This window comes from Streptomyces sp. NBC_01635, from assembly GCF_045209715.1.
GTDB lineage: Bacteria > Actinomycetota > Actinomycetes > Streptomycetales > Streptomycetaceae > Streptomyces > Streptomyces hirsutus.
Genome location: NZ_CP109277.1, coordinates 1,197,103 through 1,218,333, shown reverse-complemented (window position 1 = coordinate 1,218,333; position 21,231 = coordinate 1,197,103). Strand labels below are relative to the sequence as shown.

Genomic DNA, 21,231 nt, shown 5'->3' with positions numbered 1-21,231 from the left:
CACGACTCCCCTCCGCCCGCGGCGGCAGCGCACGCCGCGGGCGGAGGGAGGCCCCGCCCCCGCAGCGGGCGGGGGCAGCTTCCCTCCCCACGTCGAAGGGACGACGGACACCGATGTTCCATCCCAGACGCACGTGCACACGTACACGCATCCTCAGGGCCCTGCTGCTGCCGCTCGCCGCAGGGCTGGCCCTCACCGCACCGCCCGACCGGACCGCGGCGGCGGCGAGCACCCTCACCAACGGCGGCTTCGAAGCCGACGGTTCGGGGGCCGCGACCCCGGCCGGCTGGTCGGAGTACGGCGCCACCGGCGCCTCGTACACCGAGTCCGGCGGACGCGGCGGAAGTCACCGCCTGTCCCACTGGTCGTCCTCGGCCTACCAGGTGGAGACGTACCAGTACCTGTCCGGTCTGACCAACGGCGACTACCGGCTGACCGCCTGGGTCCGCTCCGGCGGCGGCCAGAACGCCGCGTACCTCGCCCTCAAGAACTGCGGCGGCACCGAACAGCGCACCGACCTGCCGGTGTCCGCCGGGGACTGGATACGGATCGTCGTGCCCGTCAGGGTGACGAACAACCAGTGCACGATCAGCGTCCACAGCGACGCCGACGCGGGCAACTGGATCAACGTCGACGACCTGACCTTCGCCCCGGGCACCTCCGGCCTCGCGGTCAAGGGCGCCGACATCTCGTCCCTGCCCAAGAGCGAGGCCAAGGGCGGCGTCTACCGGACCGCCTCCGGCAGCGCCGGCGACGGCGTCGCCATCCTGCGGTCGGCCGGAATGAACTACGCCCGCCTGAAGGTCTGGGTGAACCCGGCCGACGGCTACAACGACAAGGCGCGCGTTCTCACCCTGGCCCGGCGCGTCAAGGCCCAGGGCATGAAGCTGCTGGTCGACTTCCACTACTCGGACGCCTGGGCCGACCCCGGCAAGCAGACCAAACCCGCCGCCTGGGCAGGACACTCCTACAGCCGGTTGAAGACGGACGTGTACCAGCACACGTACGACGTCCTGAGCGCCCTCAAGGCGCAGGGCACCACCGCGGACATGGTCCAGGTCGGCAACGAGATCAACGGCGGCATGCTCTGGAACGAGGGGTCCACCGGCAACTGGACACAGCTCGCCGGCCTGCTCAACTCCGGCTACGACGCCGTCAAGGCGGTCGCCCCGGCCACGACCGTCGCGCTGCACCTCGCCGAGGGCGGCGACCTCGACGGCACCCGCTGGTGGTTCGACAACGCGGTGTCCCAGGGCGTGAGGTTCGACGCCATCGGCCTGTCCTACTACGGCTACTGGCACGGTACGCTCCACGACTTCCAGACCACCCTGGACGACGCGGCAGCCCGCTACGGCAAGCCGGTCTTCCTCGCCGAGACGGCCTACCCGTTCCGCCTCGACAGCGAGGACGGACTCGAGAACATCATCGACCTCACCGGGGAACTGGTCCCCGGCTACCCGGCGACCACGGCGGGCCAGACCCGGTGGATGAACGACGTGGCGAGCATCGTGGAGGCCGTCCCGAACGGGCGGGGCCTCGGCGTCTTCTACTGGGAGGCGACCTGGACCGCCCGCACCGGCAACGGCTGGGACCCGGCCGACCCGGCCTCGGGCAACGGCTGGGAGAACCAGGCGCTGTTCGGCTACGACGACCGGGCGCTGCCCGCGATGTCGTGGTTCGGCCACCGGTGAGCGTATGAGTTCCTGACGTGCGCCGGGGCCCGGCCGCACACGTACCGTCGTCGTGTGCGGCCGGGCCGTCCGCCGCTGTGCCGTGAAGCGGTTGTGCCGTCGAGTCGCCGCATCGTTCAACCACCTTGCAGCTGAGGCACATTGGCTGCCGCGTCAAGGGTGCCGGAGCACCTGACACGAGGGCGTCGGCTGCGGGACAGTGGAAGGGCCCGGAGCGGACGCCGGGGTGGAGGTGGACGACATGATCAGGACTCCCGACGGCGGGACACGGCTGCACATCCTCGCCTGGCTGAGAGAACCCGGCCACGCCGAACACGGCGCCACCGCGGAGGCCGTCGCCGACCGGTTCGGCATGACCCGCCCGGTCGCCCTCACCCACCTCCGGCTGCTCACCGCCGTCGGCCTGCTGCGCACCGGCGGTGCCGCCGAGCGCCCGTACTACCGGCGCGACGAGGTGCGGATCGCCGAGGTCGCGCGGATGTTCGAGAAGGGCTGGTAGCGCATACGGTCCAGGGCCTTCCCGGCCTCGGACGTCGAGCCGGCACTCGGCCGCGGGCACGCCTCGCGGCGCGGCGGTGGGGCCCGCCGTCTCCGCACCGCGGAGCCGCCGCCAACGGTCCCTCCTGGTGAAGACGCGCGCCCGCACGTCCCGGGCCGCTCGACGAGCAGGAGACGCACGCCCGTGACACCCCGCCCACCGAGGCCCTCCACACACACCCCTCCGCGCGCGCACGCTTCCGTCGTCGCCGTGGCGGCCCCGGCTCCAGTTGCTGCTCGGCACCGGTCTGTGCGGCGCCCTGACCACGTACTCCACCTTCTCCTACCAGACCCTCCGCCTCGCCGGGACGGGGGCCGTCCGCCATGCCGCCGTGAAGGTCACGGCGAGCGTCGCGGCCGGCCCGGGCGCCGCCTTCACCGGAGCGGCCCCGGCCGACGCGCTGTGGGCGTAGTGGGCCGCCCGCCCTTGCCCGTCGTCCAGCCGGAGGGTGCGCCGCCGTCCGTCAGCGGGCCTCGCGCAGCGGTTCCCCCACGCTCCTGAGGTGGCGCAGCGCCGTGGCGTACGAGGCGAACAGCCCCGTCCGGCAGTACGGGATGCCCAGCTCGGCGCAGTACCGCTCGGTGATGACCTGGGCCCGGCCGAGGGCGGGGGTGGGCATGCTGGGGAAGAGGTGGTGCTCGATCTGGTGGTTCAGCCCGCCCATGAAGAGGTCGACGAACACACCGCCCGTGACGTTGCGGGAGGTGAGGGCCTGGCGGCGCAGGAAGTCCAGCTGCCGCCCCTCCTCGATCATCGGCATGCCCTTGTGGTTGGGGGCGAACACGGAGCCGAGGTAGATCCCGAACAGGCCCTGGTGGACGGCGACGAAGGCGAGTGCCTTGCCGGGGGAGAGCACCGTGAACAGGCCGCCGAAGTACACGGCGAAGTGGGCGACGAGCAGGACCCCCTCCAGGATCGGTCGCTTCACGGCCGGGCCGCGCAGGGCCTTGAAGCTGCTGAAACTCAGATTGAGGCCTTCCAGGGTCAGCATCGGGAGGAAGAGCACGGCCTGGTGCCTGCCGATGAACCGTGCGGGACCCTGCGCCCGGCTCGCCTGGCGGCGCGACCAGACCAGCAGGTCGGGGGCGACATCCGGGTCCTTCTGCTCGTGGTTGGGGTTCGCGTGGTGGCGGGTGTGCTTGTTCATCCACCAGCCGTAGCTCATGCCCAGCAGCACGTCGGCCACCAGCAGACCGCCCGCCTCGCTGGGTCGCCGGCGGGAGAACACCTGCCGGTGCGCCAGATCGTGGGCGGCCAGCGCGAGCTGTCCGAAGACCACCGCCAGGGCCGCCGCGACGAACAGCTGGCTCCAGCTGTCGCCCAGGACGAGGAAGGCGGCGACACCTCCCGCCAGGGTGAGACCCACGGTCCCCAAGCGCAGGGTGTAATAGAGAGGGCGGCGCCTGAGCAGCCCTTCGGCGGTTATGCGCCGCGACAGTTCGGCGAAGTCGCTCCCCTTTCCGCGTGCACGAGCGGTCGGGGTTTTTGTGAGCATCGGCGGATTGAGCACCGTTGGATTGGCCATGCGGATGAGTATGTGAACGAACGCCTCGCCGCAGAATGATGTTGACCCCCGGGACCGGGGGGTGGGTAGCCCCCGCACGGGCGTCGCCCCGTCCGGCTTGACACCCCTCGCGTCCGCCCCGCACCATCACCCCCGTGAACCTGTCAGACAGCCAGACAGGTGGGGTCGGTCCGCGGCGCGTCAGCGCGATGGAGGCGGTCCTCTCCCACCTGCGCGACGCCATCGAGCGCGGCGAGTACGCCATCGGCGACAAGCTCCCCTCGGAGGCGGAGCTGTGCCGCACCCTCGAGGTCTCCCGGCCCGTACTGCGCGAGGCGCTGCGGGCGCTGCAGACCATGGGACTGACCGCGTCCAGGACCGGCAAGGGCACCTTCGTCGTCGCCGACGCCGTCGGGGACCCCACCTTCGGCGACTACACGGCCGGCGACCTGCTGGAGGTGCGCCGCCACGTCGAGATCCCGGTCGCCCGGTACGCGGCCCGGCGGCGTACCCCCGAGCACCTCGAGCTCCTGCGCCAACTGCTGGACCGGATGGACCGGGAGACCGACACCACCGCCTGGGCCGCCATGGACACCCACTTCCACCTCGCAGTGGCAGAAGCCGCCCGGAACCCCGTGTTCCGCAGGGTCATCGAGGAGATCCGGGACGCGCTGGCGCGTCAGTCCGCCTTCCTCAACCAGCTCGGTGACCGGCGCGAGCAGTCCAACCGCGAGCACCGGGCTGTCGTCGAGGCACTGGCCGACGGTTCGGAGGACGCCGCCGCCGAGGCGATGGCGCACCATCTCGAGCGGGTCGGGGCGACCCTCACGGCCATCGTGCGCCCGGCGCCCGCCGCCCCCCGGACGGCCGCCCGCGCGGTCCCGCCCCCGCGTACCCCCGCCGCCCCCCACGGGCCCGTCCCCACGGAAGACCGATCCCGATGAACAGCACGTTCCCCGCGGCCGCGCCCCCGGTCCGCGAACCCCTCCACACCCCTGTCGCCCACCTCGTCCGCGGCGGGGTCGTGGAAGGTGTCCACTACGGTTCCGTCGTCGTCCTCGGCGCCGACGGCGAGGTCAGGCTCGGGCTCGGTGACATCGAGGCCGCCTGCTACCCGCGCTCCGCGCTCAAGCCCGTCCAGGCCGTCGCCATGGTGCGGGCCGGCCTCCCGCTCGAGGGCGAGCTGCTCTCCCTCGCCGCCGCCAGCCACTCCGGCGAGGAACGGCACCTCGCCGGCACCCGGCGCATCCTCGCGGGCGCCGGGCTCACCGAGGACCACCTGTGCAACACGCCGGACCTGCCGTTCGGCCGGGCCGTACGCGAGACCTGGGTGAGCGAGGGCCGCCCGCCCTCCCGGCTCGCCCAGAACTGCTCCGGCAAGCACGCCGCCATGCTCCTCACCGCACGGCTCAACGGCTGGTCCCTCGGCGACTACCTCGACCCCGGCCACCCCCTCCAGCGGGCGATCGCCGAGACCGTCGAGGACCTCACCGGGCAGCGCGTCGCCCGGGTGACCGTCGACGGCTGCGGCGCACCCCTGTTCGCCGTCTCCCTGTACGGACTCGCCCGCGCCGCCGCCCGGATCACCACCGCCCTGCCCGGCACCCCCGAGGCCCGGGTCGCCGACGCGATGCGCGACCACCCGGGGATGGCGTCGGGCTCCGGCCGGGACGTCGCCGCCCTGATGGGGGCCGTACCCGGGCTGCTCGTCAAGGACGGATTCGAGGGTGTACAGGTAGCCGCCCTGCCCGACGGCAGCGCCGTCGCCGTGAAGATCTCCGACGGCGCCGACCGGGCACGCGTCCCGGTGACCGCGGCCGCCCTCGCCCACGCCGGGGTCGACCCGGCCGCGCTCACCGCGTTCGCCGGTGAACCGCTGCTCGGCGGCGGCCTGCCGGTCGGCGGCATCCGCCCCGTACCCGCGCTGGAACCGCTGCCCGGGACCGCCGCACGACGCTGACGGCCTGTCGGAGCGTGGGGCGGCGGGCAGCGGGCGGCGGGCGGCGGTGTGCCGGGGCGGCGGGTGGCGTCGGTCGCGGCCGGTCAGTCCGGCACCGCCCGACCCCACCTGAGCCGCAGGAACAGGGCCACGCCCATCGCGGCCAGCAATGCGGTGCCCGTGACCGTCCATGTCCCCGGCCGCTCGGGCTCCCGGCCCCGCGCCGCCGGAACCGCGGCCGGGGTCGGGGCGGTCGTGGGTCGTGCCTGGGGCCCCGGCAGCGGCTTGACCCGCAGGGCGTCCAGCGACCCCACCGCGTCGACCCGGCCGGACGCGTCGAACCCCCAGTCCAGCAGCGTGCGCGCCTCCTCGTACACGGCGTTCCCGCCGCCCCACAGAGGGTTCAGCACCGTCACCACGAGGGTGCGTCCATCCCTGTGGGCGGCCGCCACGAGCGTGTGGCCGGCGTTGCTGGTGTAGCCGTTCTTGATCCCGACGATCCCCGGGTACCGTTCCACCCCGTCCGAGCCGGTGAGCAGCCGGTTGGTGTTGCGGATTCCGTACGATCCGCCGTCGCGGCCCGGGAACATCGCCTCCTCGCGGGAGCAGTACCGGACGAAGTCGGGGCTGCGCAGCCCGGCCCGGCCGAACACCGCCAGGTCGAACGCCGACGACATCTGGCCCGGGGCGTCGTAGCCGTCGGGCGACTCGACCTGCGTGTCGTGGGCGCCGAGGGCGTGGGCCTTGTCCTGCATCCGCTGCGTGGTGGCCTCCCAGCCGCCGTTGAGCGCGGCCAGCACATGCACGGCGTCGTTTCCCGAGCTGAGGAAGACTCCGTTCCACAGGTCGGAGATCCGGTACGTGAGATCCTCCGCGACCCCGACGCGGCTGCTGCCGGGGCCGATGCCCGCCAGTTCCTCCTCGCTGACGGTGTGCCGGATGTCGGCGGGCAGCACGGGCAGCACGGTGAGCGCGAACAGGGTTTTGAGGGTGCTGGCGGGCGGCAGCCTGCGGTGCGCGTCGTGCGCGGCGAGCACCTCACCGGAGTCGGCGTCGGCCACCAGCCACGACCGGGCGGACAGCTCCGGGACCTCGGGTGCCCCGGCGTGCGGGCGGACCTGGGTGCCGGAGCGGTACAGCAGCGCATCCGGCGCGCCCCCGGCCTCGGCCCCTGGTCCCGGAGCGGCTCGTGCTCCGGAGCCGGGCGACGGCGCGGGGTCCGCGACCGTGCCGGCGGTCGCCGCGGCGGGGGCGAGCGCCAGCAGGCCCGCTGCGCAGAGGGCACAAGTGGACACGGCAGCCCGCGAAGCAAGTCCGATAGTCATACCGTAAACGTAGGAAGGGGACCCCGGACAGCCGTGATGACCGGGCCGGAGGCCCTCCGCAAGCACCCGGATGCCGCACGGCGGTGCGACGGCTCCTCGTGGTGGGGGAGGGACGACTGCCGGACGCCGTCAGCTGCCGGGCAGGGTGGGCTGGACGCGCCGGAGGAAGGTCGCGTTGTCGGGGGTCTCGCGCATCCGCTCCAGCAGCGTCTCCAGGCCGGCCTGCCCCTCCCGGGACTGCAGCACCCGCCTCAGACCGCGTGCGGCCGAAAACTCCGCCGGGTCGAGCAGCAGTTCCTCACGGCGGGTGCCGGACGGGACGATGTCGACGGCCGGGAACAGCCGGCGGGACGCCGCTTCGCGGCTCAGCCGGAGCTCCATGTTGCCGGTGCTCTTGAGTTCCTCGAAGTAGAACTCGTCGGCGCGGGAGCCGGTCTCCACCAGGGCCGAGGCGAGAATCGTGAGCGAACCGCCCTCCTCGGCCCGGCGCGCGGCACCGAAGAACCGCTTCGGGCCGATCAGCGCCGAGGTGTCGACCCCGCCGCTCATGGTGCGGCCACCGGGGGCGGCGGCGTTGTTGTACGCCCGGCAGAGCCGGGTCAGCGAGTCGAGCAGGATGACGACGTCCTCGCCCGCCTCCACCAGCCGCTTGGCCCGCTCGATCACCAGCTCGGCCAGGGCGATGTGCTGCTTGGCGGGCCTGTCGAAGGTCGAGGCGTACACCTCACCGTGCACCGAGCGCCGCATGTCGGTGACCTCCTCGGGGCGTTCGTCGAGCAGTACCACCATCAGGCGGCACTCGGGGTGGTTGCCCGCGACGGCCGCCGCCAGCTGCTGGATCAACACGGTCTTGCCGGTCTTCGGCGGGGCCACGAGCAAGCCTCGCTGCCCCTTGCCGACAGGGGCGAGCAGATCGATGACGCGCCCGGCCAGACCGGACGCGGGGTGCTCCAGGCGCAGCCGCTCCTGCGGGTGAAGCGGTGTCAGGTCCCCGAAGCGGGGCCGGCCGCGCAGTGCTTCGGGGGTGCGGCCGTTGATCCGGGTGACCTCGGTCAGGCCGCTCCGGTCGCCGCGCAGGCCCTCGGTCAGGTCGCCCTTGCGCAGGCCGTACCTGCGGAGCGTGGCGGGGGAGACGGCGAGGTCGGAGGAGGAGGGCAGGCAGGTGCCGGCTCGCAGGTACCCCTTCCCGTCCGCAACGACGTCGAGGACGCCGCTGACGGGCTGGGGCTGCTGCCGGACGGAGGGGCGGTCGAGTGTGGGGGTGGCCATGGGGCGGTCCTTTCGTGGACGACTGGGGTGGAAGGAACACACGCGGGGAAGGGGAGAACCGCGCAGGAGGACGCGTCCAGCGCCCGGGGCGGTGGGAACAGCACCTCGGCCATGGCGGTGAAGCCGGCTCACGAGGTGGTGTGGAAAGCCGGACGGCCGGCCCGAAACGACGGGCGGAACGGCGTACCGAGGAAAATCCTGGGAAGAACTGGCACCGACGCCCGTACCAGGGCGTAAAAGGGGTGCTCTGCGCACTGTACCACGGGGTCACGGGGTCGCGGGGTAGGTGTGCGCGAGGGGGCGAAGCCGGAAAGGGCCCGCCGGAGGCGACCGGCGGGCCCCGGGGCAGGGCCGGGGGAGCGGTTCAGGCCGAACGGTCCTGCGCGGCATGTGCGATCTGGTCGAACTTCGCGCCCATGGCCGCCTGGAGCGCCTGCGCGCCCGACAAGGGCCGGACCATCACGGTGAGTTGGTCGATGCGGCCCTCGTCGTCGACATGGATGATGTCGCAGCCCTCGACCTCACGGTCGCCCACGCGAGCGGTGAACACGAGGACGTGGTCACGGCCGTTCGCGTCATTGACCTCCCGCACATAGCGGAAGTCCTCGAAGACCTCCGCCACCGCGTGCAGGATCGCCGCGGTGATCGGCCTGCCGGTGTAGGACTTGAAGACGACCGGACTGGAGAAGACGACATCCTCCGCCAGTAGCGCTTCGGCGGCGTCCATGTCGTGCGCCTCCACGGCCTCACGGAATGCCCGCATCACAGCTCCTCACAGTCAACGGATCACACAGTGCGCACGAGGGTAGTCCCACGGCCGGCTCCCGGGTCTAGGCTGATCCGATGTTCAGCCCCGAAGGCCCCCGCCTGCGTGAACTCGCCGTCCAGGCGCTCTCGTCCGTGGAACGCGGATACGACCTCCTCGCGCCGAAATTCGACCACACCCCCTTCCGTACGTCCGACTCGGTGCTCGACGCCACCGCCGTGGCACTGCGGAGGCTGGGGCCGTTCGACGCCGGGCTCGATCTGTGCTGCGGCACCGGCGCGGGCATGGACGTCCTGGCGAGGGTGTGCCGCCGGAGCGTCACCGGCGTCGACTTCAGCGCGGGCATGCTCGGCGTCGCGCGCGAGCGGACCGGGCCCGAGGGCCCGACGGCCGGCTGGGTGCGGGCGGACGCACGGGCGCTGCCGTTCGGGCCGGCCTTCGACCTGGTGGTGAGTTTCGGGGCGTTCGGCCACTTCCTGCCGCGCGAGCTGCCAGGGCTGTTCACCCAGGTCCACCGGGTGCTGCGGCCCGGGGGACGGTTCGCCTTCCCGGTGGTCGCCCCGCCCCGGACGGGCTCGCTCGAGCACGGGATGCTCCTGGGCTTCGACATGGTGATGCGGGTGCGCAACGCGGTGTGGCGTCCGCCGTTCGTCATGTACTACCGCGCCCTCCGCTTCGGTGCTCTCCGGCGTGAGCTGGACCGGGCCGGATTCCGGGTCGAACTCCATCCGCTGCCCGAGTTCGGGCGGCGGCCGGACGGCAGCCCCCGGGTCCGCCTGGTCGTCGCCGAGCGGCCCGTGGAGCAACAGGCCGGCCGCGGGCCGTCCGCCGTGCCGGTCAGACCGCGGCAGGAAGAGTGAACTCGTATACCAGAGCGTCCTGTTGGGCGTCCACGATCAGCTCGGTGATCTCCAGGGGCCGGGCGTACTGGTCGTGTACCCGCCGGGTGACCCGAACGGACGGTGTGCCCGCGATCCGGGTGATCGTGTCGCGGTGGTGCAGTGTCAGCCCGGCCCTGCGCAGCCAGTCGTAGGCGCGCCGCAGTTCCGCGGCGGTGGTGCCGTCGGCCCGGTCGCGGTAGCGCGCCAGCTCCTCGACCTCGGCGAGCGCGACGGTGGAGAACGAGGTCACGGCCGTCCGCAGCTCGTGCCCGTCGGCCGACGCGGACCAGTAGCGGTGCACCAGGGTCGGCCGGGAGGGTGCCAGGGCCAGCGCCTCGGCATGCCCGGGAGGCGGAGACTCCCAGGACACGGTGGCCCGCGCCATCGCGTCCCGGCCGACGTGCCGCGCGCCGACCGGGAAGGCGAGCGCCGCGGGCGTCTCCACCGGCGGGCCCTTCAGAGTCGCATGGCTGCCCCGCCGGTCGGTGGTGACCAGGCCGTCGCGGCGCAGCATCTCCAGAGCCTGTCGTACGGTCTCCCGGCTCACCCCGAAGTGATCGGCCAACTGCCGCTCACCCGGGAGCCGTTCGCCGGGCGGAATGGCTCCGCCGCGCAGCGCGCCGAGCAACTCCGTCGCGATCCGCCGGTAGAGCGGCTCGTCTTCGGGGTGCGCAGGATCGCGCGGTGCGGTGGACGGGGCGGTGGGTGGAGAAGCCTGCGGAGGGTCGTGCGGGGTGGTGCGGGCCATGCCGCGCCTCCTGTTGGTGACGTTCCGTAGCGGTGTGGGCTCGTTGCGCCACCACATCTACCATTGGTCTAAACCAGCAGGGAAGGGCGGTCCGTGAGTTCGGCCGAAACGGGACCGGGCCGGTGCCCGCCGCGCGGCGCCGTGCGGGAGGGTGCGTGCGGTGCGGCGGCGGCCGAGTCCCATGGTTCTGGAGCCGGATGGGATACGGGAGCCGCCGAGCCGTCCTGTCCGAAAGTCCGCGGTGCGGTCCCTCAGATGTACGAGCGCATCCAGCGGAGCTGGGTTGCTTCTTGGAAGGGGCCACCGCCCTCGTGGTCGTTGAAGTCGTACACCTCGATCGCCTTGTCGTCGTGCGTCCAGGCGTTGAACGCCGCGAAGACCGTCGAGGGCGGGCAGGTCTGGTCCTCGAGGCCCGTCGAGAACAGCGCGGGTGCCGAGCCGCGGGCGGCGAAGTGCACGCCGTCGAAGTAGGACAGGGTGCGCAGGGCGTCCCCGGTGCGGCCCCGGTGCGTCCTGAGGTGGAGGCCTATCTCCCGGTACGGATGCCGGTCGGTGAGCGTCGCCGCCCGCGGGAAGTCGCACAGGAACGGCACGTCCGGGGCCACCGCCGCGAGGTCCGGGACCAGGCCGCCCACCGCGAGGGCGATGCCGCCGCCCTGACTCGAGCCGAGGACCGCGGTGCGCGCCGCGTCCGTCAGGGGGTGGGAACGGGCGGCCTCCACCGCGCGCACCGCGTCCGTGAACACCCGGCGGTAGTAGTAGTTCTCGGGCGCGTCGATGCCGCGCGTCATGAACCCGGGGTACGCGGGCGTGCTGCCCACCGGGTCCGCCGTGTCACCGCCGCCGCCCCAGGCGCTGCCCTGGCCGCGGGTGTCCATCACGAAGTGCGCCCGGCCCGTCGAGGCCCACAGCAGATGCTCGTGGGGCAGCCCGCGGCCGCCGCCGTAGCCGATGAACTGCACGACCAGTGGCAGCGGCGCCCCGGCCCCGGCCGGCAGTGTCAGCCAGCCCTTGACCGGATGGCCCCCGAACCCGGCGAACGTCACGTCGAGGACCCGCACGGTGGACAGGCCGGTGCCGACCGGTTCGAAGCGGGCGTCCAGGTCGTGCTCGCGCGCCTCCGCGAGGGTCCCGGACCAGAACGCGTCGAAGTCCCCCGGTGCGGTGGAAGCGCTCCGGTACTCGCGCAGCTCGTCGAGGGGAAGGTCGAACAGGGGCATGGGAAACCGCCTTTGTGCCGGGACAGTACGAAGCGATCACACCGTACGTGGGCCGTCGGAGCGCCCGCCAGACCCTGCGCCGGACTTGATCCATGCCTACGCGAGAAAGGAGAGGCGCAGGTGAAGGGCATGGAAAGCGTTTGCCGTCACCGGGTCCGGAACGGCAGCCGCTCCGGCCTCGGAGCGCCCCCGGAGCAGCCCGGCCCCGATGCGGCCGGCCGGCGTGGCGGCGGTGGCGCGGACCCGGTGAGCGGTGCGGGTCAGCCGAAGCGCTCGATGCGGATGCGCTCCACGGGCTGTCCGGCCGCGACGAGCAGCCTGGAGGCATGCTCGGCAAAGGAGTTGGAACCGCACACATAGGCCTCCCACCCACCCGGAGGAGCTTCGGCCAGGAGCGGCGCCACATGTGCGGCCGTCATACGTCCCACAGCCGTGCCCTCCGGCGCGCTCCGGGTGAACACCCGCAGGGTCTCCGCGCCGAACTCGCCCGCATAGATCAGCTCCTCGGGACTGCGCGCCGACACCAGCAGCCTCAGGGGCAGAGACAGATCCCGGGCCCTGTGGTGCCGCACCATCGACATCAGCGGGACCACGCCCGAGCCGGCGCCCACCAGCAGCGCGGGCCGGTCGCCCGGCCAGGCGAAGAAGCCGCTCAGCGGGCCGCGCACCTCGACCCGGTCGCCGGGCCGGGCCACCGAGTGGAACCAGCCCGACACCTCGCCGCCCGCCACGTGGTCCAGGGTCAGCTCGATGTGCCCGGAGTCGTCCGGCGCGGACGCGATCGAGTAGTGGCGCTGGGCCACGTAGCCGTCCTCGGCGGTCAACCGCAGCAGCAGGTGCTGGCCGGGCACATGCTCCGGCCAGCCGGGCACGGCGAAGCGGAAGGTCGCGGCGCGCGGGGTCTCGCGACGGATCTCGGTCAGGGTCGCCGTCCGCCACACCGAGGCCGTCTGCTCGCTCACCCCGATGCGTCCGGGTACGGCGAACCGTGTCGGAGGGGTGAACGGTTCCGGCGAGGCCTCCGCCCCCCGGCTCCGCGCCTGCTGCGGCTGCGCCGCCCCCTCGATCACCTCAGCCATTTCCGTCGTCTCCGTCACCGGAGTACCGCTGTTCCTTCCAGGGATTGCCCCGCGCGTGGTAGCCGTTGCCTTCCCAGAAGCCCGGCTCGTCATGGTCGAGGAGCCGCAGGCCCGCGATCCACTTGACGCTCTTCCAGAAGTACAGATGGGGCACGACCAGCCGGGCCGGGCCGCCGTGCTCGGGCGGGAGCGGCCGGCCGTCGTACTCCCAGGCGATCCAGGCCCGCCCGCCGGTCAGGTCCGCGAGCGGCAGGTTCGCCGTGTAGCCGGTGTGCGAGTAGGCGACGACATGGGTGGCGGACCCATGGGGCCGGACGACATCCCAGAAGGTGTCCAGGGAGACACCCCCGAACCGCACTCCGAACTTCGACCAGCCCGTCACACAGTGGATCGCACCCTCGTACGCCGAGGCCGACAGGGCGTGGGCCTGCTCCCAGGTCCAGGTGCGGGGCTCCGCCACCAGCCCGTCGATCCGCAGCGCCCAGTCGGCGGGCGCGAGGTCCGGCGTGACCTCGGCGGAGAGTACGGGCCATTCGTCGCCGGCGTCGTACTGGCCGGGTGGCAGGCCGGGGTTGTGCACGCGGGGGCGGCCGGTGAAGCCGCGGGTGATGTTCACGTGATCGACAATTCCGTTGCGAGTGGTGCTCAGGTGGTTCCGGGCTCAACCGTACGGGGTGCCCGGGACCGCCCGCACACTTGTCCCGCCCGCCTACCTGCTCACCCGCCCGCCTACCTGCCCACCCACCCGTCGGCCCACCTGCCGGCCGCCCGCTCCGCGATCCCGACGACCGCAGGAGAAATGCCGGACGGCCGGTGGTGCCGTCGGGTACTGTTGCGGTCCGGCTGCGGAGGGTCCCAGTCGTCGACGGCCGAGGGGGTGAGACCCATTAACGCTGTGTCAGGTTGGGTGCTCTCACCACGAAGCGAAGCGGATCGCCCCAGTAGGTGACCGCGGGAGCGCCCTTCGGCTCTCGAAAGGCTCCCGCTGCCATGCCCTCCCCCTCTCCCCGCGCCGCCCTCTTCTCCCCCTTCCCCCTGCCCGTCGCTCCGTCCGCACCCGCCGCGCCGGATTCCTTGGTGGCCGCACTGCGTGCCGCGGGCTGCGTCTTCGCCGAGGCCGAGGCCGAACTGATCCTCGCCGCTGCTCCCACCCCGGACCACGTGCCCGGGATGGTCGAGCGCAGGGTCCGCGGGATCCCCCTCGAACTCGTCGTCGGCTGGGCCGAGTTCAGCGGCCGGCGGATCGCCGTGGCCCCGGGCGTCTTCGTGCCCCGGCGCCGTACCGAGTTCCTCGTGGCACAGGCCCTCGCGCAGGCGCCCGACGCGGCCGTCGTCGTGGATCTGTGCTGTGGTTCGGGCGCCGTCGGCGTCGCCCTGGCCGCCGGCCTCGGCACGGTCGAACTGCACGCCGCCGACATCGACCCGGCCGCCGTGCGCTGTGCTCGCCGCAATGTCGCGGACGTCGGCGGCCTGGTGCACACGGGGGACCTGTTCGAGGCACTGCCCGGCACGGTGCGCGGCCGGGTCGACATCCTCGCGGCCAATGTGCCGTACGTGCCCAGCGACGAGATCGGCCTGCTGCCCGCGGAGGCCCGCGACCACGAGCCGCGGGTCGCGCTCGACGGCGGCGCGGACGGGCTCGACGTGCTGCGCCGGGTGGCCGCCGGGGCCCCCGACTGGCTGGCGCCCGGCGGCTGCCTCCTGATAGAGACGACCCGCCGCCAGGCACCCGCGGCCGCCGCGGCCTTCACCGGCGCCGGACTGCGGACCCGCCTGGCCGTCTCGGAGGAGGAGTACGCCCATGTCGTGATCGGCGTCAGACCGTAGCTCCGTCCGCCGCCGCGGGGCGGCCCGGGGACGCGGGGCCGCCGGGCAGGGTCGCGCGGGCGATGAGCAGGGCCACGTCGTCGAAGTTGTCGGGCTCGTGCAGGGTGCGCAGCAGCAGGTCGCACGTCTCCTCGAGGGAGCGGTCGGGCCGGTCGCGCAGCAGCGTGAGCAGGAGGTCGAGGCGCTCGTCCAGCGCGTGGTGCCGGGTCTCGACCAGGCCGTCGGTGTACAGCACCAGCCGGTCGCCCGGTTCGAGCCCCACGACGGTGGTCGAGAACTTGACGCCGCCCACTCCCAGCGGCACCCCGGTCGGCAGGTCGAGCAGTTCCGGGGTGCCGCCGGCCCGGACCCGCACCGGCGGCAGATGCCCCGCGTTGGCGATCAGGCACTGCCGTTCATGGGGATCGTGGACGACGAAGAGGCAGGTGGCGATGGCGTCCTCGAGCTCGCCGACGATCCGGTCGATGTGCTCCAGGAGCACCGCGGGATCGAGGCCGAGCGAGGCCAGCGTGTTCGTCGCCGTGCGCAGCCGCCCCATGGTGGCCGCCGCGGGGATGCCGCTGCCCATCACGTCTCCCACGACGAGGGCCGTCCTGCCCCCGTCCAGCGGGATCACGTCGAACCAGTCGCCGCCCACCTCGCTGGTGGCCCCCGCCGGCTGGTAGCGGGAGGCGACCTCGAGCCCGCCCGTCACCGGCGGGTGGCTGGGCAGCAGGCTGCGTTGCAGGGTGAGGGCGGCGTCGCGGACGCTCTGGTACCAGCGGGCGTTGTCGATCTGCCCCGCCGCGCGGGCGGCCAGCTCCCGGGCCAGCAGCAGATCGTCCTCGTCGAACGGCAACGGGTTGCCGGTGCGCTTGAGGTCGAGCGCGCCGAGCACCTCGCCGTGCGCGATCAGCGGCACTGCCAGATACGAGTGCACACCCGCCCGGCCCAGCAGTTCGGCCGCCTCGGCCGACCGGGCGACCCGGGACAGGTCCTCGTCCTTGACCTGCGGCAGCATCACGGGCAGGCCGGTGCGTACGCACTCGGTGACGAACCGGTCCGGACCGTACCGGGCCACCCGGCCCGGCGGATCGGCAGCCAGCAGGGCGTCCGCCGAGCCGGCGCCCGTGCCCCGGACCGCCAGCGCCCGGACCACCGCCGACTCGGACGGGCCGAGGGTGCTCCGACGGCCCAGCACCACCGTGTCCAGCAGGTCCACGGCGGCCACGTCGGCCAGCTCCGGCACGGCCACATCGGCCAGCTCACGGGCCGTACGCTCCAGGTCGAGCGTGGTGCCGATCCGAGCCGAGGCGTCGGCCACGACGGCCAGCCGGCGCCGGGCCCGTTCGGCCTCGAGGCCCGCCCGGTGTTGCTCGGTGACGTCCACCACGGAAAGGGCCACGCCGAGCACCGAGCCGAGCGCGTTCTCCAGCCGGAACAGGGAGGTGGTCCAGGCGTGTTCCTCGTCGGGATCGGCCGGGGTCCGGCCGATCATGAACTGGTCGACGACCGGTTCCCCGGTGTCCAGGACCCGCCGCGCCGCGGCCTCGACGGCATCGATCTCCAGGTGCGGAAGTACCTCGGGCATCGTGTGACCCAGGTGTTCCTCGGCCGGGACGCCGTTGATCCGTTCCAGCGCCGGGTTGACCGAGACGTACCGCAGGTCCGTGTCCAGGACGGCCAGCCCGATCGGGGACTGGGCGACGATCCGGGTGGACAGCGCCACGTCCTGCTCCACCCGGCGCACGGTCGACTGGTCGACCGCGAGGCCGAGGGCGTAGACGCCGCCCTGGTCGTCGGTCAGCCGCACGTTGCGGAACTCCACGAGCCGGGTGCTGCCGTCCTTGCGCCGAATGGGGAACGCCCCGGCCCAGCTCCGCCCGGTCCGCATGACCTCGGAGAACAGTTTGACCACCAGGTCCAGATACTGTTCGTGCACCATGATCCGGGCGGCGTACTGGCCCAGCGCCTCCTCGGTGCGGTACCCGAAGAGTTCCTCGGCCTGGGGGCTCCACAGCACGATCCGGCCCTGGGGGTCCAGCACCACCGAGGCCACGCGCAGCACGTCGAGCAGTCCGCTGGGACGGACCGGCCTGGGGGCCGCTCCGTCGCCCTCGACCAGAGGTGACCCGGCTGAACTCATCGCACGCCCCGCCTTCGCCGATTTCCGCGGCACACCGTGATGTGCCGACATCACTTGTTTCTACCGCGCGTGGGGGCGATTTTCCGCCTCTCCGGCTGTCTCCTCCACCTTCTTTACCTCCCTCCGTCGGGTGCCCCGCGATCCCGCGGGCACGCCGGTCGTGCGCGGGGAGCGCACCTGTGCGTGTGTGTGGTGCTTGGGCGGTGGAGGGCGGGGTACGCCGTGTGGCAGGCCCGGCAAGGCGCGGCAAGGACGTAGCCGAGGCACGGCAGGACGCGGCAAGGCGTCGCGACGAAAGGAGCGATCACGATGGGCAGCGAGCGACCGCACCCGGAATCCGTCTCGGTCGAACTCAGCGGGTGCGAGAGGCACGACGCACAGATCGTGTTCGACACCCTGGGCGCGTACTTCACGTCCGACCGGCGCTCCGGCGACGTGCCGGAGAAGTCCTCCGGGGCCCGCCCGACGGTGTGGCTCGGCACGTTCGACGTGGCCGACCCGCACGAGGGCGGAGCCCGCCCGGACGACCCGGTCCGGTTGGCGTCCTCGGTCGACGTCGACCTGCAGGGCGGCTACTGGGCGATCGACCGGGTCCGCGCCACCCTGGAATCCCTGTTCACGCTGCGCGACCTGAGCACGGTCTCCGGCGATCAGGAGAAGGAGTTGCACGTCCGCCTCGAAAGCCGGTGACCGCCGCCGGGAACGGGCCGGCGGGACGTCAGCACGGCCGGCCGGCCCCAGCCGTGCACGCCCCCGGCCCGGTGTGCCCTCCACCACGTTTTTGCAACTAGTTGCAAAAACGGGTGCGCGTCCTCTACAACAGAGGGACGACACCGCGCACGGAGGGCCCAATGAGCCGTTACCCGCACCTGTTGACCCCCCTCGACCTGGGCTTCACCACCCTGCCCAACCGGGTCCTCATGGGCTCCATGCACGTAGGCCTGGAGGAGGCCGAGAACGGCTTCGCGCGCCTGGCCGAGTTCTACGCCGCCCGTGCCCGCGGCGGCGTCGGCCTCATCGTCACCGGCGGCATCGCACCCAACGACGAGGGACGGACCTTCGAGGGCGGCGCGAAGCTCACCACCGGCGAGGAGGCGGAGCGGCACCGCGTCGTCACCGAGGCCGTACACCGCGAGGGCGGGCGCATCGCCCTGCAGATCCTGCACGTCGGCCGGTACGCCTACCACCGGGACCTGGTCGCCCCCAGCCCCCTCCAGGCGCCGATCAGCCCCTTCGTACCCCGCGAACTCACCGACGCGGACATCGAGCGCACCATCGACGACTACGTCCGTACCGCCCGCCTCGCCCGGCAGGCTGGCTACGACGGCGTCGAGATCATGGGCTCCGAGGGTTATCTGATCAACGAGTTCATCGTCGCGCAGACCAACCGGCGCACCGACCGCTGGGGCGGCTCGTACGAGAACCGGACGCGCTTCCCCCTCGAGATCGTCCGCCGGGTGCGCGAGGCGGTCGGCGAGGACTTCATCGTCGTCTACCGGCTCTCCATGCTGGACCTCGTCCCCGGCGGCTCGACCCTGGACGAGGTGATCACGCTGGCCAAGGCCGTCGAGGCGGCCGGCGCCACGATCATCAACACCGGCATCGGCTGGCACGAGGCCCGCATCCCCACCATCGCCACCTCCGTGCCGCGCGGCGCCTACACCTGGGTGACCAAGCGGCTGATGGGCGAGGTCTCGGTTCCGCTCGTCACCACCAACCGGATCAACACTCCCGAACTCGCCGAGCAGTTGCTCGCCGAGGGGCACGCCGACATGGTGTCCATGGCCCGGCCGATGCTCGCCGATCCCGACTTCGTGGCCAAGGCCGCGGACGGCCGACCCGAGGCGATCAACACCTGCATCGGCTGCAACCAGGCCTGTCTGGACCACACCTTCAACCTGCAGATCACCTCCTGCCTGGTCAATCCGCGCGCCTGCCACGAGACCGAGCTGGTGCTGTCCCCGACCAGACGCCGCAAGCGCGTCGCGGTCGTCGGCGCCGGTCCGGCCGGCCTGGCCTGCGCCGTCAGCGCCGCCGAACGCGGCCACGACGTCACCCTGTTCGACGCCGCGAGCGAGATCGGCGGCCAGCTCAACGTCGCCCGCAAGGTCCCCGGCAAGCAGGAGTTCGACGAGACCCTGCGCTACTTCCGCACCCGGCTCGCCGAACTGGCCGTCGACGTACGCCTGGACACCCGGGTCACGGCCGACGACGTGACCGGCCACGACGAGGTCGTCGTCGCCACCGGAGTCACCCCGCGCGTCCCCGACCTCCCCGGCGTCGACCACCCGAGCGTGCTCGGCTACCTCGACGTCCTGCGCGACGGCGCCCCCGTCGGCGACCGGGTCGCCGTTCTCGGTGCGGGCGGCATCGGCTTCGACGTCGCCGAGTTCCTCACCGACGGCGGCGACAAGGCGCACGAGGACCCGGAGACGTACTTCCGTCAGTGGGGCGTCGACATGGACCACCGCACGCCCGGCGGTCTCACCGCACCCGAGCGGCCCGCCCCGCCGCGCACCGTCCACCTGCTCCAGCGCAAGACGACCAAGGTCGGCGCCGGTCTGGGCAAGACCACCGGGTGGATCCACCGCACCGAGCTGAAGCACCGCGGTGTCACCATGGTTCCCGGCGTGCGCTACGACCGTATCGACGACGCGGGCCTGCACCTCACCGTCGACGGCGAGAGCACCGTCCTGGAGGTGGACACGATCGTCCTGTGCACCGGCCAGGAACCGCGCCGTGACCTGTACGAGGAACTGGTCTCGGCCGGGCGCTCCGTCCACCTGATCGGTGGCGCCGACGTGGCCGCCGAACTGGACGCCAAGCGGGCCGTCAAGCAGGGCACGGAGGTGGCGGCGGCTCTCTAGCAGAGCCCTGTGCCGTCCCTAGGATGGGGTCCATGTCACTCCCGCACGCGATCCTCACCGCCCTGCTCGAGAAGCCGTCGTCGGGGCTGGAGCTGACCCGCCGCTTCGACAAGTCGATCGGATACTTCTGGTCCGCGACGCATCAGCAGATCTACCGCGAGCTGGGGAAACTGGAGGCCGAGGGCCTGATCCGGGCGCTGGCCGCCGAACAGCCCGCCCGTGGGCAGAAGAAGGCCTACGAGGTCCTGCCCGCGGGCCGCGCCGAACTGGCCCGCTGGACCTCCACGGCGCAGGACCCCAAGCCGATGCGCGACGCGCTGCTGTTGCGGCTGAGGGCGGCGGCGGTGGTCGGCGCCGGAGGTCTCGAAGCCGATCTGCGGCGCCATCTTGAGCTGCACGAAAGGCAGTTGGCGGAGTACCAGGAGATCGAACGGCGGGACTTCCCGCCCGGCAGGGACGCCCCGGACGACCGGCTCCGGCACCTGGTGCTCCGGGCCGGTATCGACCTGGAGACCTTCTGGACCGGGTGGCTCGGACACGCGCTCGCGGAGTTCGCACAGATCGCGGAGTTCACGGAGAACGCGGAAAGCGCGCAGAGCACGGAGAACGCGGAGCGCGGGGAGAACGCAGGACTGCCGGACGGGGAACGAGCCGACCCCCCGGGGATCCCCGCCCACGCGGAACCGTCCGACTCCGGGCGCGCGGAATCGGACGGTTCGGGCTCCGGAGAGGAGTGACGCCGGCCGCCCGACCGGAGCGCGTCGGACGTGGTGGCGACCGGCGCCGTCTCAGAGCCGGTTCGGTTTGTTGCGCCGGCGCAGGTACCAGGCCGTGGCGACGAGACCGGTACCGAAGAGCGTGCCGCCCGCCACCAGCGTCACCGTCCCGTAGTCCGCGGAGCTGCCGCCGATGCCACCCATCACCCCGAGGGGCGGCGAGGGCGAGGCGGTGGCCGACGGGTCGGGGGCGGGAGGGTCCGCGGGGGAGACGATGACGGACTGGGTGCCCGCGGTGGTCCCGTTCGAGCACATCACGATCACCGTGTGGGTGCCCGAGTCGACGTCCGACCAGGCGGCGGACTGCTCCGAACCGGTTCCCGAGAGGGCCACCTGGCGGCCCTGGGAGAAATTCGACTGGTCGCCGGCGAGCAGGGACGCGGTGCCCCAGCTGCCGTTGAGCTGGGCGCACGCGGCGGTCGTGACGGAGACGGTCGAACCGGTCGTGCTCACGGAGATGCCGGGACCGGAGGCGGCCGGGCCGGCCAGCGCCAGAGGCAGCGCGGCGGCGGCTGCGACGGTCAGACCGGAGCGGGTCAGAGGCTTCGAGTAGCGCATGTGAACTGCCTTCCGGCGGCACGGCCGGCGGTACATCCCTTGCGCCGCCGAGGGTCGGGGAGCGCCCGTGCTGCCACGCGCCCAGCCAATGCGCACCCGGCCCGCGGCGCATTCCGGC

18 protein-coding genes and 2 pseudogenes are annotated in these 21,231 nt (G+C 72.8%); 10 read left to right on the top strand and 10 right to left on the bottom strand.

All coding sequences use genetic code 11. The annotated features are described in order from the left end of the window. Window positions 1–113: 113 nt before the first annotated feature. The 3 genes and pseudogenes from OHB56_RS05970 to OHB56_RS05960 form a co-directional block, all read left to right on the top strand. On the top strand, window positions 114–1,691 hold the full coding sequence (locus OHB56_RS05970) for an arabinogalactan endo-beta-1,4-galactanase (protein ID WP_406352035.1): 1,578 nt from the start codon (window positions 114–116) through the stop codon (window positions 1,689–1,691). Between the two features lie 241 nt (window positions 1,692–1,932). After that, complete coding sequence (locus OHB56_RS05965; RefSeq protein WP_326751302.1) at window positions 1,933–2,190, top strand: winged helix-turn-helix domain-containing protein; 258 nt, start codon at window positions 1,933–1,935, stop codon at window positions 2,188–2,190. A 262-nt stretch (window positions 2,191–2,452) separates the two neighbouring features. Further along, a pseudogene (locus OHB56_RS05960) lies at window positions 2,453–2,641 on the top strand (fluoride efflux transporter FluC); the annotation flags it as partial. 51 nt (window positions 2,642–2,692) lie between these two features. On the opposite strand, the gene OHB56_RS05955 reads toward OHB56_RS05960, so the two are convergent. Continuing rightward, window positions 2,693–3,754 (bottom strand): fatty acid desaturase family protein, encoded by a 1,062-nt coding sequence (locus tag OHB56_RS05955; protein WP_406352033.1) that lies wholly within the window; start codon window positions 3,752–3,754, stop codon window positions 2,693–2,695. 134 nt (window positions 3,755–3,888) lie between these two features. On the opposite strand from OHB56_RS05955, the gene OHB56_RS05950 reads away from it, so the two are divergent. Together OHB56_RS05950 and OHB56_RS05945 are read left to right on the top strand one after the other, a co-directional pair. Beyond that, a complete protein-coding gene (locus tag OHB56_RS05950; protein ID WP_326751301.1) occupies window positions 3,889–4,677 on the top strand; it encodes a FadR/GntR family transcriptional regulator in 789 nt (262 codons plus the stop codon). Next, window positions 4,674–5,693, top strand: a complete 1,020-nt coding sequence (locus OHB56_RS05945) for an asparaginase (RefSeq protein ID WP_326751300.1) — start codon at window positions 4,674–4,676, stop codon at window positions 5,691–5,693. The genes OHB56_RS05950 and OHB56_RS05945 overlap by 4 nt, the downstream gene beginning before the upstream one ends. Before the next feature lie 83 nt (window positions 5,694–5,776). Here OHB56_RS05945 and OHB56_RS05940 read toward each other — a convergent pair whose 3' ends face one another. The 3 genes from OHB56_RS05940 to OHB56_RS05930 all read right to left on the bottom strand — a co-directional run bounded on the left by OHB56_RS05940 (window position 5,777) and on the right by OHB56_RS05930 (window position 9,029). After that, window positions 5,777–6,997: a D-alanyl-D-alanine carboxypeptidase family protein gene (locus OHB56_RS05940; RefSeq protein ID WP_406352030.1), complete on the bottom strand. Its 1,221-nt coding sequence runs from the start codon at window positions 6,995–6,997 to the stop codon at window positions 5,777–5,779. 129 nt (window positions 6,998–7,126) lie between these two features. Beyond that, window positions 7,127–8,266 (bottom strand): transcription termination factor Rho, encoded by a 1,140-nt coding sequence (gene rho / locus OHB56_RS05935; protein WP_326751298.1) that lies wholly within the window; start codon window positions 8,264–8,266, stop codon window positions 7,127–7,129. Window positions 8,267–8,630: 364 nt separating this feature from the next. Next, window positions 8,631–9,029: a nuclear transport factor 2 family protein gene (locus OHB56_RS05930; protein ID WP_350857024.1), complete on the bottom strand. Its 399-nt coding sequence runs from the start codon at window positions 9,027–9,029 to the stop codon at window positions 8,631–8,633. Window positions 9,030–9,109: 80 nt separating this feature from the next. Here OHB56_RS05930 and OHB56_RS05925 point away from each other — a divergent pair, with 80 nt between their 5' ends. Beyond that, entirely contained in the window at window positions 9,110–9,892 is a 783-nt protein-coding gene (locus OHB56_RS05925) for a class I SAM-dependent methyltransferase (RefSeq protein WP_326751296.1), read from the top strand. Here OHB56_RS05925 and OHB56_RS05920 read toward each other — a convergent pair. The 4 genes from OHB56_RS05920 to OHB56_RS05905 all read right to left on the bottom strand — a co-directional run bounded on the left by OHB56_RS05920 (window position 9,870) and on the right by OHB56_RS05905 (window position 13,576). Next, window positions 9,870–10,661: a GntR family transcriptional regulator gene (locus OHB56_RS05920; RefSeq protein ID WP_406352027.1), complete on the bottom strand. Its 792-nt coding sequence runs from the start codon at window positions 10,659–10,661 to the stop codon at window positions 9,870–9,872. The two genes, OHB56_RS05925 and OHB56_RS05920, sit on opposite strands and share 23 nt — an antisense overlap. A 251-nt stretch (window positions 10,662–10,912) precedes the next feature. Then, window positions 10,913–11,881: an acetylxylan esterase gene (locus OHB56_RS05915; protein WP_406352025.1), complete on the bottom strand. Its 969-nt coding sequence runs from the start codon at window positions 11,879–11,881 to the stop codon at window positions 10,913–10,915. Window positions 11,882–12,141: 260 nt separating this feature from the next. Beyond that, window positions 12,142–12,960, bottom strand: coding sequence for a ferredoxin reductase (locus tag OHB56_RS05910; RefSeq protein WP_406352023.1), 819 nt, complete (start codon window positions 12,958–12,960; stop codon window positions 12,142–12,144). Beyond that, window positions 12,953–13,576 (bottom strand): sulfite oxidase-like oxidoreductase, encoded by a 624-nt coding sequence (locus OHB56_RS05905; protein ID WP_406352021.1) that lies wholly within the window; start codon window positions 13,574–13,576, stop codon window positions 12,953–12,955. The genes OHB56_RS05910 and OHB56_RS05905 overlap by 8 nt, the downstream gene beginning before the upstream one ends. A gap of 374 nt (window positions 13,577–13,950) precedes the next feature. Between OHB56_RS05905 and OHB56_RS05900 the strand changes: the two genes are divergently transcribed. After that, the gene (locus OHB56_RS05900) at window positions 13,951–14,787 is read left to right on the top strand and encodes a putative protein N(5)-glutamine methyltransferase (RefSeq protein WP_406352020.1); all 837 of its coding nucleotides are present in this window, start codon (window positions 13,951–13,953) and stop codon (window positions 14,785–14,787) included. On the opposite strand, the gene OHB56_RS05895 is transcribed toward OHB56_RS05900, so the two are convergent. After that, window positions 14,777–16,912, bottom strand: a complete 2,136-nt coding sequence (locus OHB56_RS05895; RefSeq protein ID WP_406352018.1) for a SpoIIE family protein phosphatase — start codon at window positions 16,910–16,912, stop codon at window positions 14,777–14,779. The two genes, OHB56_RS05900 and OHB56_RS05895, sit on opposite strands and share 11 nt — an antisense overlap. 309 nt (window positions 16,913–17,221) lie before the next feature. Between OHB56_RS05895 and OHB56_RS05890 the strand changes: the two genes are divergently transcribed. From OHB56_RS05890 to OHB56_RS05880, 3 genes and pseudogenes are all read left to right on the top strand, one after another. Further along, entirely contained in the window at window positions 17,222–17,602 is a 381-nt protein-coding gene (locus tag OHB56_RS05890; RefSeq protein WP_326751290.1) for a hypothetical protein, read from the top strand. A 161-nt stretch (window positions 17,603–17,763) separates the two neighbouring features. Beyond that, a complete protein-coding gene (locus OHB56_RS05885) occupies window positions 17,764–19,779 on the top strand; it encodes an FAD-dependent oxidoreductase (RefSeq protein ID WP_406352016.1) in 2,016 nt (671 codons plus the stop codon). Window positions 19,780–19,811: 32 nt separating this feature from the next. Next, window positions 19,812–20,342, top strand: a pseudogene (locus OHB56_RS05880) (PadR family transcriptional regulator); the annotation flags it as partial. Window positions 20,343–20,567: 225 nt separating this feature from the next. Here OHB56_RS05880 and OHB56_RS05875 read toward each other — a convergent pair. Next, entirely contained in the window at window positions 20,568–21,113 is a 546-nt protein-coding gene (locus tag OHB56_RS05875) for a hypothetical protein (protein WP_326751288.1), read from the bottom strand. Between the last annotated feature and the right edge of the window lie 118 nt (window positions 21,114–21,231).

Bases quoted from the DNA above. Each gene is read 5' to 3' on its own strand.
- OHB56_RS05920 (WP_406352027.1), bottom strand. From the start codon at position 10,661: ATGGCCCGCACCACCCCGCACGACCCTCCGCAGGCTTCTCCACCCACC.
- OHB56_RS05940 (WP_406352030.1), bottom strand. From the start codon at position 6,997: ATGACTATCGGACTTGCTTCGCGGGCTGCCGTGTCCACTTGTGCCCTC.
- OHB56_RS05875 (WP_326751288.1), bottom strand. From the start codon at position 21,113: ATGCGCTACTCGAAGCCTCTGACCCGCTCCGGTCTGACCGTCGCAGCC.
- OHB56_RS05900 (WP_406352020.1), top strand. From the start codon at position 13,951: ATGCCCTCCCCCTCTCCCCGCGCCGCCCTCTTCTCCCCCTTCCCCCTG.
- rho (WP_326751298.1), bottom strand. From the start codon at position 8,266: ATGGCCACCCCCACACTCGACCGCCCCTCCGTCCGGCAGCAGCCCCAG.
- OHB56_RS05915 (WP_406352025.1), bottom strand. From the start codon at position 11,881: ATGCCCCTGTTCGACCTTCCCCTCGACGAGCTGCGCGAGTACCGGAGC.
- OHB56_RS05885 (WP_406352016.1), top strand. From the start codon at position 17,764: ATGAGCCGTTACCCGCACCTGTTGACCCCCCTCGACCTGGGCTTCACC.
- OHB56_RS05895 (WP_406352018.1), bottom strand. From the start codon at position 16,912: ATGAGTTCAGCCGGGTCACCTCTGGTCGAGGGCGACGGAGCGGCCCCC.
- OHB56_RS05930 (WP_350857024.1), bottom strand. From the start codon at position 9,029: ATGCGGGCATTCCGTGAGGCCGTGGAGGCGCACGACATGGACGCCGCC.
- OHB56_RS05910 (WP_406352023.1), bottom strand. From the start codon at position 12,960: ATGGCTGAGGTGATCGAGGGGGCGGCGCAGCCGCAGCAGGCGCGGAGC.
- OHB56_RS05970 (WP_406352035.1), top strand. From the start codon at position 114: ATGTTCCATCCCAGACGCACGTGCACACGTACACGCATCCTCAGGGCC.
- OHB56_RS05955 (WP_406352033.1), bottom strand. From the start codon at position 3,754: ATGGCCAATCCAACGGTGCTCAATCCGCCGATGCTCACAAAAACCCCG.
- OHB56_RS05890 (WP_326751290.1), top strand. From the start codon at position 17,222: ATGGGCAGCGAGCGACCGCACCCGGAATCCGTCTCGGTCGAACTCAGC.
- OHB56_RS05925 (WP_326751296.1), top strand. From the start codon at position 9,110: ATGTTCAGCCCCGAAGGCCCCCGCCTGCGTGAACTCGCCGTCCAGGCG.
- OHB56_RS05965 (WP_326751302.1), top strand. From the start codon at position 1,933: ATGATCAGGACTCCCGACGGCGGGACACGGCTGCACATCCTCGCCTGG.
- OHB56_RS05945 (WP_326751300.1), top strand. From the start codon at position 4,674: ATGAACAGCACGTTCCCCGCGGCCGCGCCCCCGGTCCGCGAACCCCTC.